Here is a 15,833-nt window from a genome sequence, read left to right on the forward strand (position 1 = left end):
ACAGGTCGTCAGAATTCATCGCCAGCGTCGGGGTCCAGATCAGATTCGGTCAGTTCAACTGGCTCTCTTGTCGTCGACTCATCTGCCTTCTGTTTGGACGCAGAACCAGCCGCTTTCACCTTGTTTGAGGTCTGCAAAGCTTCGGGATTACGCAACCAGATATCACGCTGTGCAAACGGCACCTCGATGCCTGCTTCAAGGAAGCGTCGGTTGATTTCGTGGTTCATGTCGGATTTGACGGACAGAACCCAGTTCACATCCCGCAGGATCGCCCTGATTTCAAAATCCAATGCATCCGCTCCAAACCCCTGAAACACCACACTGGGTGCCGGGTTGGCCAAAACCATCGGGTGGTTGTTCGCAACCTCACTCAGGATGGTCTCGACCAGACGCGTATCAGTGCCATATGCGACGCCGACCGGAACAATCACCCTGCCGATTGTATTGCCACGCGTATAGTTGGTGACAACACCGCTGATCAGGTCCGAGTTGGGAATGATCACATCCGATCTGTCGAACGTCTCGATACGGGTCGAGCGGACGGAAATGTCACGTACGTAGCCCATCATCCCGTTCACATCAATCCAGTCACCCTTGGAGATTGGCCGTTCCACCAGAAGGATGATGCCGGACACAAAGTTGGACACAATCGTTTGCAGGCCAAAGCCAATACCGACAGACAGTGCACCAGCAACAATTGCCAGCGATGACAGGTCGAACCCCGCGACCATGATCGCTGCCAACGCAGCCAGAAAGATCCCGATATACCCCGAGCCAGCGACAATCGCATTCTGCCCGCCCGGATCGATGCTGGTTTTGGGCAACAGCGAGTTGCGCAACCCGCTTTGCAACAACCGTGTCAGCGTATATCCGATTGCGAATACAGCGATAAATGTCAGGAAATTGCTGGGCGAGATCATGACACCGCCGATGTCAAAGCCAAGCAGCAGACGTGACCACACCTCAAGCAGGTCCGTTTCACGCGCACCCCAGTATATCGCCAGAACAGGCAGCGCGACGATGGCCAGTGCAAAGCCCACCAAGACTGAAAAAAGAGAGTCGCGCGCAGCGTCGCCCTGCCCTGTGATCCATCCGTATATCTGACTGACGAACCGTTGAAAAATCGCCAGTGCGGCAATCAGAACCAGCGTTTTTACCGCCGGAAACACGATCGCTTCGGCCGCATTGGTATACCCGGCGATTGCCAGAACGGGTGTTGCAATCCCCAGCAGGAACATGGCCTTGCGCAGGAATTCCAACAACTGGCTGAATCCGGCGGCCCGGGTAGACGCCGCCTGGTCCAGCAGGCGGTCGTTCGTTCGGGTCTGCCGCACGCGGAGCAAAAGCAATGCCGTTCCGACGATCACGGGAAAGCTAATAACCGCACGGGTCGCATCCGAGACGTTTTCGATCTGCTGAAACAGAAGCGCCAGTTCGTGCAGGATCAACATCAAAGCCAACAGATCAATGTATATCCGCAATTCGGTAATCCGAGCAGCAGACAGGCGCTTGAATCCTTGTGAAGCGCCAATCACGTAAATCTGTCGGCCAATCCAGTCGTAGAAGAAGGCAATTGCCGCCCAGTAGGGGATTTTTTCCAGCAACAAACTGCCTCGCAGACCCGGAATACCCGAAAGACTGATCGCGGCGATGGCGGCAACGACACCGATCCATGGCAACAGAATCCGCAACAGAGAAATGATGAAGGACCAAACACCAGTGCCCGCTCCGCCCAGCAACCTCAGATAGTCGCCGCCCCGTTCGGACCAACGTTTGCCGAAGATCAGTAAAACCGCGGCCAGGATCACCAGAAACAGGATTCCCAAGCCACGATCACGGATACGTTCTTTCACTACGTCCGAACGCAGGTTGGTAATTGTTTCATTTGTCAGGCTCTGAAGCGCCTCTTTTACGTCTTGCCATGCAGGTCCCCAATATACGGGGTTGATCGGTGACGGCCCGCGCTCAAAGAATTGTTTTGTCTGCCGCGTCCGGATGATCCGATCGATTTCACTGATCAATCCATTTGCGCGGGTATAAGCTTCTTCGGAAATGATGCGCGGCACGCGCAAACTGTTGAGCTGATCATTAAGATGAGTTCGCAATTTAGCGATGTCTTCAGGTTCGGTCGCGTCCCCTTCAGGTTTCGGACCAAGCGCCTTGATCTGGCTTTCCAGCGTTGCGATACGGTCTGTGTTGGCGCTGCGTGCCTTGTTAAAGTCCTCTCGGTAACCGTTTATTTCAGAACGTAAATTCTCAAACGCAGCGTTTGACGCACGGTTCGCTTCAATCACGGACTCGGCACGGTCAGCCGTTTTTATCCAGCCCCGGTAATACTCACTTTGCCTGTCGGTCAGCTGCGCGACAGCACCGCCTGCGAGCCCGACAAGACACAGGAATACCAGTGTCAGAAACAGGCGAACCTGCCCAGGCATCACACGTCCTCGAAAACGCCGGGAATGCTGCGCGGTGCTTCAGTCATCCAATCCGGCACCGGCAATTCTTTCTCGCGCAGGAAATCCGGGTTGAACAGCTTGGACTGATACCGCGTGCCATAGTCGCAAAGGACAGTCACAATCGTGTGGCCCGGCCCCATTTCCTTGGCCAGACGCACGGCGCCCGCCATGTTGATCGCGGTTGACCCGCCCATAACCAGCCCCTCTTCACGGAGCAGGTCAAAGATATAGGGCAACGCCTCGGTGTCAGTGATCTGATAGGAATGATCCGGCGTGAACCCTTCCAGGTTCTTTGTTATCCGCACCTGTCCGATACCTTCGGCAATCGATCCGCCCTCCATCGCGATTTCACCGGTGGTGTAGTAAGAGTAGAGACCCGCACCCATAGGATCGGCCAGACCGATTTTCACACCCTTGGGCTGTAACGCTTCGGCAACCCCGGCCAACGTACCGCCCGACCCGACAGCACAGATAAACCCGTCGACCTTACCTTCTGTTTGTTCCCAGATTTCGGGTCCTGTGGTTTCAACATGGGCCTGACGGTTCGCCACGTTGTCAAACTGGTTGGCCCAGATCGCCCCATTAGGTTCCGTCTGCGCCAATTCCTCGGCCAAACGGCGGGAATAATGCACGAAATTATTGGGGTTGCGATAAGGTGCGGCTGGAACTTGAACCAGTTGTGCACCTGCCAGCCGCAGCATGTCTTTCTTTTCTTCCGACTGGGTCTCCGGGATCACGATCACGGTCTTGAACCCCATTGACGCACCCACCAGCGCCAGGCCAATACCGGTATTGCCTGCGGTGCCTTCCACAATGGTGCCGCCGGGCTTCAAATCGCCCCGCGCAATGGCATCACGGATAATATAGAGTGCAGCACGGTCCTTGACCGATTGACCGGGGTTCATGAATTCGGCTTTGCCGAGAATTTCGCAACCAGTTTCTTCACTGATGCGGCGCAGCCGGATCAACGGTGTTTTTCCTACTGCGTCAGCAAGATCTCGTGCAATGCGCATGATGGCCCCTTGTCGTTTTGTACCATCGAAGATTTACAGCCGCACCGCCGCGACCACAAGCGGGATAGTCACCCGCGCAATCTGTCCCGATGGCGGGCCAGCCAATAAGCCAGAGACACCAATTGTAGATCCTTGAAAACATGACGATCCGTCAAGTCTATGAATTCATCGAACGGCAAGATTTGACTACGGATGTCTTCACCTTCTGTGTCCAGGCCGCCAGTGATTGTGGTGTGTGTCAACTCACCCAGGCCAACATAAAGATACATGAACCCGGTGGAAGATCCGCTCGAGGTATAGGCCCCGCCGGCATATTCCAGCCTGTCAAAACGAATACCTGCCTCCTCCATCGCCTCGCGATGCGCGGCCTGTTCGGGTGTCTCGCCCGGATCAATCATCCCGGCCACCGCTTCCCAAAGCCAGGGTTCCGGATCGTTGTTCAGGAAAACCGGCGGTCTGAACTGTTCCACGATCAAAACGGTATCGCGGACCGGATCATAGGGCAGAACGCCGACCGCACTGCCCTGCAACAAGCTTCCACGGCGCAGCACCGGACCCATGCTGCCGTCATGCCGCCGGTGTTGCAGATCGATTTCCTCCATCCCGAAATAATCGAGGTACACCCGGTCATGGCGATGCACGATCACGTCTTTTGCGATGTCCCGCGGATCACCGGTTCGCCGCTGCCCGGCCATAATCTTTGACCAGGCACGCGTTTGAGTGGCGCGAATACTGCGGGCCATGACCTGGGGGGCGACCTTCCCAAAATAGGCCATCTCTTCCTCAGCCGCGAGCGTTGTGAGTTCGCCCAATCTGCCCGCCCAGTTCTGAAGCGACCACAAATCACCCGGTCTCCATGCATCGGGTGCCGGAAAAAAGACCTGCGCTTCGGCCTCGGTCCCGTCTTCTAATTCGACTTTCAAAGGCTTCAGATCATAGTCGAAAGACACTTCGTAATAATCCAGCCTGGCCAGATCCTCAGGCGACAAGTCCTGCACGAGCAACCCTTCGGCACTGGCGCCTTCCGTTTCCAGGATCATCGGGAAATCCTGCCCCTGAACAGAATGGACAGCATGGCCTCGAAGTCGGGCGGGCCGTGCTTTGCTTTCGCTCAGAGGATGACCAAGAACGCGTTCCAACAACGGCAAGTGCCGCAGCGTTCCATAAAAAAACAAATCAGACAAATTCGATCTCTCTTGTAAGGAAACGGATCAGCGCCACGAACGGTTGGCCTGTTCTGTGGCCAGCCCCGAGACAACGGCACCAATCAGGAATGCAATCAGGATTTCCGGATAAATCAGCAGCTTACCGTACTCAATCCCGATTTTGAAAATGGCCAGTATGGCCTCGAACGGGCCACCGTAACGATTGCGCATGGCAAGCCGGAACATTTCATAACAGCCCTGCACGAACAGCGCCCAGAAAATCATCGAGGCGACACCAGTCAGCCCATTGTTGATCGCAGCAGTCCAACCGCGCCCGGCCCGCTTACCCATGATGCCCCACCCGCAAACCGCACCAAGGGCCATGTTGACCACGGTAAAGTACCCATAATCCTTACCTTCTTCACCGTTTTCGATGATCATGCCAGAGACAATGAAGGCCAGCACGATGAGGCAAACGGCGGCTACGAGACGCGAGGCAGTGGGCATATAACGGTCCGTCAGTTAACTTGCTTTGCTACGGTGATCTGTGTCACATCGCAATTGCGCGTGTCAAAGGCTGCGCCACATGCCGTCAAATAATAATTCCACATGCGGCGAAAACGCTCATCAAACCCCAGATCTGCGATCTGTTCCCATTTTGCGTTGAACGTTTCATACCACCGCCGCAGTGTCAGGTCGTAACTTTTGCCGAATTCTTTCGACTTCACCACATTCAGACCGGCCTGATTGATCTGTTGCCGCAGGATCGAAGGTGATGGGAGCATTCCGCCCGGAAAGATGTATTTCTGAATGAAATCTACACCGTTCTTGTAGTAATCCCAGCGGTGGTCACCCACCGTTATGATTTGCAAGGTCGCTTGTGCCCCCGGCTTCAGTCTCTCACGAACGGTTTCAAAATAAACCGGCCAGTATTTTTGGCCCACCGCCTCGAACATCTCGATTGAGGCGATGCCATCATATTGTCCACGCTCGTCGCGATAGTCCTGCAACTTGAACGTCACTTGATCCGAAAGTCCTGCTTTTTCAATACGCTCTTTCGCATATTTAAATTGTTCCTCACTGATCGTAAGGCCGGTTACATGCAGGCCCCGTTCTTTCGCGGCATATTCGGCAAAACCGCCCCATCCGCATCCGATTTCCAGAATGTGGTCGCCGGGTTTGGCCCCCATCTCATCGACAAGGCTGGCGTATTTGGCAGTTTGCGCCTTCTCCAGACTTTCTTGCCCGGTCTGAAAAATGGCACTGGAATAGGTCATCGTGTCATCCAGCCACAAACCGTAGAAGTCGTTACCTAGATCATAGTGGTACGAGATATTCTTCTTCGCCTGCGTCCTGTTATTACGGTGAAGCCAGAACCGTAGCCGTTCATAGGCCTGAACAAGAAATTTCCCAGTAAATCCGTCATAGACGGTCTCAGACCCCAAATGGACCAGATCCATGAATGAGCGGAGGTCTGGCGTGCTCCAATGTCCCTCAAGGTAGGCATCAGAAAAACCCAGTTCGCCTTCGCGGATCAGGCGGGCAAAAACATCTCCGTTGTGAATGTCGATCTGGGCGACGGGCCCTGCCTTGGGCCCCTCAGCGCGAAAAGTGCGGCCATCGGGCAATGTAATGTCCAACCGCCCCGACTCCATTCGGGTCAGCATCTTGAAGACCTGGGCGAAATACCTGGGCAGATCCGACTGCCCCTCTGTCGTCGTCAGCACCATCCGCTCTCCCCTCTGCGGTACAGTTATCAGGCTAGGGCGCGATTTTGTTTCTGGCAAGTTTTCAGTTCCTTAGTGGGATTTTCGGCTTTCATACGCACGCAAGGCGCGGTTTCGACCGTCCGCCAGTTTCACGACAGGTTCGGGATAATCCGCCTGCGGACACAGGTTCCATGACCGGGGAACCGCAGCAAAATAAGAAAGCGCAATGTCACTGGGTTTCGTCTGGCCTTCGGCGATCCAGCGCCGCAGGTAAGACCCCTGCGGATCAAACTTTTCCGCCTGCGTTTGAGGGTTGAATATGCGAAAGAAAGGTGCCGCGTCGGGGCCTGACCCAGCAACCCACTGCCAGCCCATGGCGTTACAGGCCGGGTCCCAGTCAATCAGGCAATCCTCGAACCAACTCATCCCGATTTTCCAGTGTGTCATCAGATGTTTGGTCAGGTAGCTGGCAACAATCATCCGGGCCCGATTATGCATACGGCCTGTCACATACATCTGTCGCAGGCCAGCATCGACGACAGGAATTCCGGTTCGGGCCTGCCTCCAGGCGGCAACTTCAGGATGGTGCGGATCGACGTTCCAGGGGAAATCATCCCATTCCGCTTTCCAGTTTTCGGTCAGCAGATGCGGTGAGTGATACATCAGGTGATAGGCAAACTCACGCCAGACCATCTGCCGCAGAAATGCCTCAGTGCCGGGGGTTCCCATCATCGCAGCCTGTTGAACCCTGTGCCAGACTGTACGTGGCCCGATCTCGCCCAATGAAAGGTATTCTGACAGGTTTGATGTTCCTTCTAAATCCAATCGGTCACGGTCAGTGGAATAACGGGGGACATGGTCGAGAAAGTGCTCAAGGCGATCGCGGGCGGCCTGCTCGCCGGGTTGGACATGGGGACGCACGATTGCAGCACCCCGATTCATGTCCGCACCCATCTGCCAGGTGCTAAGTCTGACACTGGAAGGCCAAGTCGCTGGCGCTGCCAAGCGTGACACCAACGCATCCGGCGCGGGCACGTCCCGCCGCTGAACCGCGCGCCACATAGGAGTGTAGACACGAAACGGCTGGCCCTGTTTTGTTGATACCGTCCAGGGCTCAAAAAGCAAATGACCGGAAAAAGACTTTGCGCATACCCCCAGTTCGGTCAGAGCCGTTTTGATCTGTGTATCGCGTGTGATCGACGCCGGATCATAGGCCCGCGACCAAAAAACAGCCTTTGCGCCCGTCTCTTTAACAAGTGTCTGCAAATGCTCAAGCGCATCTCCACGCCGCAGGATCAGGCGGCTACCCAGCCTCGTCAGAGCGTCGCTAAAGACCTCCAGACCCAGCCCCAACCGCCATTTCGGGGCCGCGCCAAGGTGTCGCACAAGAGGGTCATGAACAAAAACTGGTATGATCGGACGACCGCTTGAGACAGCTGCAGTTAATGCCGGATGGTCCGACAGGCGCAGATCCCGTCGGAACCATAAGATGATCGGAGAATGCTCGTTTTCCATATCCGCCCTGTGGTTTTCTTCATTCTACGAATCCCGGCGGAAACTGGATCACAAAACGCGTTCAAGCGCCTCCAAAAGCTGATCAATCTCCTGCTGCGAGGTGTAATGCGTAAAGCTGACCCGCAAAACGCCCTGTGCCGGATCTACTCCCATCGCTTGCAATGGGCGCACAGCATAAAAGTCGCCGCCACCAGCCATAACACCGTATTGCGCCAGTTCCGCTGCAACAGGTTCAGCCGGGCGGTTCAACGACAGCGCAACAGTCGGCGCGCGCCGGGTGGCGTCTGATGTGCCGATCAGACGTACCGCATTGCGATCCTTTACCGCATCCAGAACAGGCTGCAGTAAGGACACCTCGTGCGCGCGCATCAGATCATGAGCAAAGGCACCCTGCTCTGCCGCGCCCACGTCAGGCCCGCCGTGATGAGCACACAGGAGCTCGACGTAATCGGCCATACCTGCACTTGCAGCAATCTGTGCATGATCCGGGCCCGCCGGGGTAAAGCGTTTATACAGAACGTCAGCGTTGAAATAATGCGCTTGGTTGGGCAGTAACTCTCCCAGTGTTCGGCGAATGACCATGCACCCCTGATGCGGGCCGTAGGTTTTATAGGCCGAAAACAGGTAGATATCCGGCCCCAGATCACCAACGTTCGGAAACCCATGCGGGGCGTAAGATACGCCGTCCACGCAGACAAATGCGCCGGCCGCGTGGGCAATCGCAGTGATCTCGGTGACCGGGTTTATCTCTCCCACCACATTGGAACAATGCGGGAAACAGACCAGTCGCACTTTTTCGTCCAGCATGTTTTCCAGATCCTGCGGGTTCAGTGATCCGGTTTCAGGATCGATCTGCCACTCCCGCACTTCAATCCCTGCCTCGGCCAGACGACGCCATGGGCCCGAATTTGCCTCGTGATCCTGATTGGTCACGACAATCGCCTCGCCAGGTTTCATCCATTGCCTGAACGCCTGTGCCAAAACATAGGTATTCTGTGTCGTCGAAGGGCCAAAGCTCAGCTCATCGGTTTCAACACCCAGGATGGCGGCCATGCGCACGCGTGCCTCATCCATCTCGGCACCTGCAAGACGGCTGGCCTCATAAGGGGCGTAGGGCTGAACCTTTCGCTGCGTATAGAACCGCGTCAACCGGTCGATCACCGGCTTGCAGGTATATGACCCGCCCGCATTCTCAAAAAACGCCTGTCCTTTCAGGCTGGGTTCGGAAAAAGCCGGAAACTGTGCCCGAACGAAATCGATATCCAGAGAGCTCATGCCTCATTGCTCCTTAGTTGTGCTGTCATATCAACAAGATGCCCGCTCATGTTTCCGGACATCTCAGAAATCATGGCAGGTCTTCCAGCCCAGCCTGTGCTTGCGTCATGGACTGACGAAACACCGGGCAGCCCTTCATCGCAGAAGGACACCGTTACTTAGACAGCGCCATCAGCGACCGTCAAGCTGAAGCAAAAGAAAAAGCCCCGGCGGGACTGCCAGGGCTGAGTTGCTAATACTCTGGGCCAAGTCTCGTTCGGACCTCAACCCTGAACTTTGGTATACGTCCCCTCGCCTGCAAGAATACCACGGAAACCACCGGGCTCATCCAGACCAAAGACGATCAGAGGCAGGTTGTTGTCACGCGCCAGCGCGATGGCTGACGCATCCATGACCCGCAACCGCTTGGCTAGAACGTCGTCATAGGTGACCGTGTCATAACGCACCGCGTCGGCATGTTGTTTGGGATCCTTGTCGTAGACGCCGTCGACACCGTTCTTGCCCATGAAAATCGCCTCACACGCCATTTCATTGGCGCGCAAGGTCGCCGCGGTGTCGGTGGTGAAATACGGGTTGCCGGTGCCGGCCGCAAAGATGCAAACCCTTTTCTTTTCAAGGTGTCGTACGGCGCGGCGGCGGATATACGGCTCGCACACTTCATCCATGCGAATGGCCGAAATGACCCTGGTGAACACCCCAATCTCTTCCAGGGCAGATTGCATACCCAGTGCGTTCATCACCGTGGCCAACATCCCCATATAGTCTGCTGTCGTCCGCTCCATACCCTGAGCAGATCCACTCAGGCCCCGGAAAATGTTTCCGCCACCGATAACCATGCAGATCTCAACGCCCAGATCGTGAACCGATTTCACCTCTTGCGCGATGCGTTGAACTGTCGGCGGGTGCAGGCCAAAGCCCTGATCCCCCATCAATGCCTCTCCTGAAATTTTCAACATGACACGTTTGTATGTGGTTTTCGGGGTTTCGGCAGTTTCAGAAGACGGGGAAAGGCTCATGTTGCGCTCCGGGCTGGCACGGGGTTAATTTCCGGCGCAAAATGAAGCAAAAGCTCCGCAGGTTCAATGCGGTTGGTGAGGATTGAGGCAACCGCATATGACCCGGCGATCAACAGACGCGATATTTCAGCAATTACCCCCTATTCCCGACGACAAACCTGTCCTGATTGCAGGGCCGACGGCATCCGGGAAATCAGCACTGGCGCTGGAGATCGCCGAACGGCATGGCGGGGTCGTCGTCAATGCAGACGCAAGTCAGGTCTATGACTGCTGGCGAGTGATCTCGGCCCGACCATCTGTCGAAGAAGAAACACGCGTGCCGCATCTGCTCTATGGTCACATCGCCTATGATCAGGACTATTCTGCCGGTCACTGGCTGCGAGAAGTGGTGCCACTGCTAACCGGGGGCCAGCGGCCAATCATTGTCGGCGGGACAGGATTGTATTTCTCGGCCCTGACCGAAGGCATGGCCGAAATTCCTGCGACCCCAGCGCAGGTGCGGGCCGAAGCAGACTTGCTGACCGTTGCCGAGCTGGTCGCCGGGGTCGACGAACAGACACTGTCTGGCCTGGATATGCAGAACCGCGCGCGCGTGCAGCGCGCTTGGGAAGTGCAGCGCGCCACTGGTCGCAGCCTGTTATCTTGGCAGGCCGATACGCCACCGCCAATTTTACGGCTGGATGATGCGGTTCCTATCGTTTTTGACGTCGACAAAACGTGGCTTCTGGATCGGATTGAACGCCGTTTTGATCAGATGCTGGAGCTGGGCGCAATCGACGAAGTACGCGCCATGCGGGATTGTTTCGACCCCGCTCTTCCCGCCTGCAAAGCCATTGGTGTGCCAGAGCTTATGGCCTATCTGGATGGAACACTGACTTTGGATCAGGCCCGTGAACGGGCCACAATCTCGACCCGGCAATTTGCCAAACGTCAACGCACGTGGTTTCGGGCAAGAATGAAAACATGGAATCACGTTGATTTCTCAAAGTGATATCTGGAGTTGTTCATTCCACAGGATATGACACCGAAAGCAAACAGATCAACGGAAACTAACTGGTTTTTCGTCTGTTATCAGTGATTTGACGCAGAATCTCCGCAAGGGTTTCTTCTTGCGGGGCGCCACATGACAAAATCCGTACTGAAATATCAACACTGCGGGAACGTCGCTTTTGTGCATTTTATGTCGATTCCGAACGTTGACGTTGAGTGATTTCTGGTGCCGAATGGCGGCATGGGGATGCACAGAGTCCAAAAACCGGAATCCTTCTTTCTTTCGACCGGACAAGCCCGTGTCGCTTAGAACAAGAACAAATCAACAAAATCAATGTCACAGGGAGACATTTATGACCAATACGGCAATCACCACAGACAAGGTGCACTGGGCGGCCGAGATGCACGCGCAGGAATACCGTGACGGCAAGCTTAGCCGCCGGGAATTTCTGGTCCGCGCAACGGCGCTGGGTGTCGCGGTACCGACGGCCTATGGTTTGATCGGTCTGCAATCACCTGCGGCGGCGCAAGAGCCGCAGCGCGGCGGCACCATCCGCTATCAGATGGAAGTGCGCGCGCTTAAAGATCCGCGAACTTATGACTGGACGCAAATTGCCACTTTCACAGCAGGCTGGCTTGAGTACCTCGTCGAATACAACAACGACGGCTCGTTCAAGCCGATGCTGCTGGAAAGCTGGGAAGCCAACGCCGATGCCACCGAATACACATTGAACGTTCGCAAGGGCGTAAAGTGGAACAATGGCGACGATTTCACAGCCGAAGACGTGGCCCGCAACATCGCAGGATGGTGTGACGCTGGTCTGGAAGGCAACTCGATGGCATCGCGTATGGCGTCGCTTATCGACGAAAGCACTCAGCAAGCTGCGGACGGTGCAATCACCGTTGTCGACTCCCATACTGTCAAACTGAAGTGCAACGCGCCTGACATCACGATCATCCCGGGCATGGCGGACTATCCCGCTCCTATCGTTCATAGCAGCTTTGATGCAAACGACATGCTTTCAAACCCGGTCGGCACAGGCTTCATGCTGCCCGACAGCCACGAAGTTGGCGTCAAAGGCGTGCTGGTGCGCAACGAAGGATTCGAATGGTGGGGTTATGAGGCCGGCAAAGGCGGCTATATAGACCGCATCGAGTTCATCGACTACGGCACTGACCCGGCTGCATTCCTTGCGGCTTATGAGGCCGAAGAGATCGACATGAACTGGGAGTCTGTTGGCGAATTCGTCGACATCTTCGACGGCATTGGGCTTGTGCGCTCGGAAATCCCGTCGGGCTTCACCATCGTTATCCGCCCGAACCAGTTGGCGGAGGACGAAAACGGTAACAAAATCTACGGCGACAAGCGCGTTCGTCAGGCTTTAGCCATGGCGGTGGACAACGAAGTGTGTCTGGAACTGGGTATGTCGGGTTATGGCATTCCGGCTGACAACTGCCACGTCGGGCCAATGCACCCTGAACATGACTCGGCCGTAACTCGCATTCCGTATGATCCTGCCGGCGCGAAAGCCCTGATGGACGAAGCGGGTATGGGTGACTTTGAGCATGAAGTGCAATCGATCGACGATGACTGGCGTCGTAACACCACAGCTGCGGTTGTAGCGCAACTGAACGACGCTGGCATCAAGGCCAAGCACACAGTTCTGCCGGGATCAACTTTCTGGAACGACTGGACGAAATACGCCTTCTCGTCGACGAACTGGAACCACCGCCCATTGGGCACCCAGGTTCTGGCGCTGGCCTACAAGTCAGGTGTTGCCTGGAATGAATCAGGTTTCGCCAATGCAGAGTTCGACGCCTTGTTGTCTGAAGCAAACTCGATCGCGGACGTAGATAAGCGTCGCGAAGTGATGGCCAAACTGCAGGCAATCATGATTGACGAAGGTGTCACGATCCAACCTTATTGGCGGACTGCGATGCGCCATCATCGCGACAATTTGGTGGGTGTTGAAAAGCATATCGCTGACCTGCCGCAGCTTTATAAGTACGGCTTTACGTCCTGAGCCAAAAAGCAAAAGGCCGCGCCACCTCGGCGCGGCCTCTTCTTCCTGAATGCGGCGAACAAATAATAGCAGCTAAGCGTGGCGTTCCATGAAACCCGCGCTAGCCGACCCACAGGGGCAAATATGGGACTTTTCATTCTAAGGCGCGTTGGCATCATGCTGTTGACGGCATTGTGTCTGACATTCCTGGTTTTCTTCTTAACCAACCTCTATCCGAACCTCGAAAAGCTGGCGAAAACGCAGGGCAACTTTCGGATGTCGGATGAGCAGGTTGAGAGCTACCTGAACAAAAATGGTTACCTCCAATCCACTCCGATAAAATACGGCGAATGGCTGGGTGTCCTGCCCTCATATCGGTACACGAATGAAGACGGAACCGTTCAGGGAAGATGCATTCTGCCGGGCAAAACCGCCGAGGAATCTCCGAATTTTTGCGGAATCCTGCAAGGGTATTGGGGCTATTCGACCGTCTTCAAAGAAGAGGTTTCGACCGTTGTTGGCAACAGATTGGCTCTGACTGGCCGTCTGATGCTCTGGGTCATGCTGCTGATGGTTCCGTCTGCGTTGATCCTTGGTGTTTTGGCAGGAATGAAAGAAGGATCTGCCACCGACAGGACGTTGTCGACCTTCGCCATCACAACGACGGCGACACCGGAATACGTCTCGGGCGTGATCTTTATCGCCATCTTCACCTCTTCTGCAGTTGGATTGAAGTGGTTCAAGGGTACGGCCACGCAAGCGATGGAGAACCCGACCTTTGAAAACTTCTTCCTGCCGGTCCTGACCATTGCGCTTTATGGGATGGGTTATATTGCCCGGATGACCCGCGCCTCGATGACTGAAGTGATGACCGCCCAATATATCCGGACGGCGCGTCTGAAAGGTGTGTCCTTCCCCAATATCGTCATGAAACATGCGCTGCGTAATGCGCTGATCGCACCGTTCACCGTCATCATGCTGCAATTCCCCTGGCTGCTGAATGGCGTGGTGATCGTCGAGACCCTGTTCAACTACAAGGGCTTCGGCTGGGCGCTGGTTCAGGCCGCGGGCAATAACGACATTCAGCTGTTACTGGCAATTTCGGTCGTGTCGGTCTTTGTGGTGCTGGTGACCCAGCTGATCTCTGATATCGGCTATGTCTACCTCAACCCGCGCATCCGCATTTCTTAAGGAGGGTTAGATCATGGAACCACTTACCTGGACCGGCTCTATTGCCTTCCTGAACCCGCTTTTTGCACTTGGCCTTGCGCTGATGCTCTTGTCTATTGCCGTATGGATGCTGGCCAGCATCGTGCTGCCCGAAGACCAGATGACGGTGAACCCGGACGGTACGTTGAGCTCAAGCTCAGGCCTGCGGACACTGATACAATTGGCGCTGCGTTACAGTTTCCTGGCCAGTGTAGGAATCGCAGTCGCCTATATTGTGCTAGGCGTTCTGATGGGCACCAGCGCCGGAATAGTTGGCGCCATGTCCCAGCAGTTTTTGCCCGTATGGGTGTCGTTGATCATCCTTTATGCCATGTCGATCGCTTTCAAACGCAAGCTTGGCCTCTACGGCAAACTGTTTGACAGTCCAATCGGCATGATTGGCTTTGGCCTTGTGATGTTCTGGGTCTTCACCGGGATTTTCGGCGCGATGGATCTGATCGTTACACATGATCCGCTGTCGCAGGTCTCGAGCATGAAGAACAAAGTGCCAGGGACGCCACTGTCCAATCTGGAGGACGGTCAATACGCCTGGTATCTGCTGGGTGGCGACAACCTGGCCCGCGACGTGTTCAGCCGCATGGTCAAAGGGGCTTGGATTGTTGTTCAGATCGCCCCGCTTGCCACGATATTTGCCTTCATGGTTGGCATCACGCTGGGTCTGCCGGCAGGCTACTACGGTGGTCGGCTGGATACTTTGCTGTCCTTCCTTGCAAACCTGATCCTGGCCTTCCCGGTGATCCTGCTGTTCTATCTGCTGGTCACACCTGAGATCGTTGCGACCGGTGTGCCGAACTACATGGCGGCTGTCTTGTTCGTATTCCCTATCATATTCCTCGGCGTGCTGCTGAACTCACGCTACTATACCAGACCGAACTTCCGAACACCGCTGCTGATCGGAGTTTTGGGTGTTGCGGGTTGGTTCTACCTGTCTCTGATCTCGACCGGTGGCTACATCATCAATACCGACGCCTATCGTATCTGGGGTCTGCCGACCTATCTGGATCTTTTCGATATTCCAGGCGGTATTCTGGTGGTCTTTGTCTCGGTGGTCTTTGTGAATTCGCCCACCGTGTTCCGCATCGTGCGCGGACTGGCGATGGACATCAAAACCCGTGACTATGTGGCGGCAGCACAAACCCGTGGCGAGGGTCCGTGGTACATCATGCTGTGGGAAATCCTGCCCAACGCGCGTGGCCCGCTGATCGTCGATTTCTGCCTGCGCATTGGCTATACCACTATTCTTCTGGGAACCTTAGGTTTCTTTGGGCTGGGCCTGCCGCCCGAAAGCCCTGACTGGGGGTCGACGATCAACGAGGGGCGCAAGCTTTTGTCGATCTACCTGCACCCTGCTCTGCCGCCCGCGCTGGCTTTGTTGACGCTGGTTCTGGGTTTGAACCTGCTGGCCGACGGTTTGCGCGAAGAAAGCCTGAAGGACTGATGTGAAAGCGCCCGGGGGGCCAGCCCCCCGGACCCCCCGAGAT

General features: G+C 55.6%; 12 protein-coding genes. 4 read left to right on the forward strand and 8 right to left on the reverse strand.

Annotation, left to right across the window (positions count from 1 at the left end; all coding sequences use genetic code 11):
* Positions 1 to 8: 8 nt before the first annotated feature.
* The 8 genes from ACR0BF_RS12025 to pyrH form a co-directional block, all read right to left on the reverse strand.
* Complete coding sequence (locus ACR0BF_RS12025) at positions 9 to 2,435, reverse strand: DUF3772 domain-containing protein (protein WP_480624982.1); 2,427 nt, start codon at positions 2,433 to 2,435, stop codon at positions 9 to 11.
* Entirely contained in the window at positions 2,435 to 3,469 is a 1,035-nt protein-coding gene (locus tag ACR0BF_RS12030) for a cysteine synthase A (protein ID WP_480624983.1), read from the reverse strand. The genes ACR0BF_RS12025 and ACR0BF_RS12030 overlap by 1 nt, the downstream gene beginning before the upstream one ends.
* Positions 3,470 to 3,537: 68 nt before the next feature.
* Positions 3,538 to 4,653: an NUDIX domain-containing protein gene (locus tag ACR0BF_RS12035; protein ID WP_480624984.1), complete on the reverse strand. Its 1,116-nt coding sequence runs from the start codon at positions 4,651 to 4,653 to the stop codon at positions 3,538 to 3,540.
* Positions 4,654 to 4,680: 27 nt separating this feature from the next.
* The gene (locus ACR0BF_RS12040; protein ID WP_480516806.1) at positions 4,681 to 5,121 is read right to left on the reverse strand and encodes a TrgA family protein; all 441 of its coding nucleotides are present in this window, start codon (positions 5,119 to 5,121) and stop codon (positions 4,681 to 4,683) included.
* 11 nt (positions 5,122 to 5,132) lie between these two features.
* Positions 5,133 to 6,344: a class I SAM-dependent methyltransferase gene (locus ACR0BF_RS12045; protein WP_480624985.1), complete on the reverse strand. Its 1,212-nt coding sequence runs from the start codon at positions 6,342 to 6,344 to the stop codon at positions 5,133 to 5,135.
* 69 nt (positions 6,345 to 6,413) lie between these two features.
* The gene (locus ACR0BF_RS12050) at positions 6,414 to 7,838 is read right to left on the reverse strand and encodes a cryptochrome/photolyase family protein (protein WP_480624986.1); all 1,425 of its coding nucleotides are present in this window, start codon (positions 7,836 to 7,838) and stop codon (positions 6,414 to 6,416) included.
* Positions 7,839 to 7,886: 48 nt separating this feature from the next.
* On the reverse strand, positions 7,887 to 9,113 hold the full coding sequence (locus ACR0BF_RS12055; protein ID WP_480624987.1) for an aminotransferase class V-fold PLP-dependent enzyme: 1,227 nt from the start codon (positions 9,111 to 9,113) through the stop codon (positions 7,887 to 7,889).
* Positions 9,114 to 9,376: 263 nt separating this feature from the next.
* A complete protein-coding gene (pyrH, locus tag ACR0BF_RS12060; protein WP_209504110.1) occupies positions 9,377 to 10,129 on the reverse strand; it encodes a UMP kinase in 753 nt (250 codons plus the stop codon).
* Between the two features lie 97 nt (positions 10,130 to 10,226).
* Here pyrH and miaA point away from each other — a divergent pair, with 97 nt between their 5' ends.
* The 4 genes from miaA to ACR0BF_RS12080 all read left to right on the forward strand — a co-directional run bounded on the left by miaA (position 10,227) and on the right by ACR0BF_RS12080 (position 15,790).
* Entirely contained in the window at positions 10,227 to 11,120 is an 894-nt protein-coding gene (gene miaA / locus ACR0BF_RS12065; RefSeq protein WP_480624988.1) for a tRNA (adenosine(37)-N6)-dimethylallyltransferase MiaA, read from the forward strand.
* A gap of 352 nt (positions 11,121 to 11,472) precedes the next feature.
* Positions 11,473 to 13,143 carry an ABC transporter substrate-binding protein gene (locus ACR0BF_RS12070; RefSeq protein ID WP_480624989.1) on the forward strand — a complete coding sequence of 557 codons (1,671 nt, stop codon included), beginning with the start codon at positions 11,473 to 11,475 and terminating at the stop codon, positions 13,141 to 13,143.
* Between the two features lie 123 nt (positions 13,144 to 13,266).
* The gene (locus ACR0BF_RS12075; protein WP_480472422.1) at positions 13,267 to 14,313 is read left to right on the forward strand and encodes an ABC transporter permease; all 1,047 of its coding nucleotides are present in this window, start codon (positions 13,267 to 13,269) and stop codon (positions 14,311 to 14,313) included.
* Positions 14,314 to 14,326: 13 nt separating this feature from the next.
* Positions 14,327 to 15,790, forward strand: a complete 1,464-nt coding sequence (locus ACR0BF_RS12080) for an ABC transporter permease (RefSeq protein WP_480624990.1) — start codon at positions 14,327 to 14,329, stop codon at positions 15,788 to 15,790.
* Positions 15,791 to 15,833: the final 43 nt, after the last annotated feature.

The sequence above is a fragment of the Ruegeria sp. AG7 genome, from assembly GCF_056541545.1.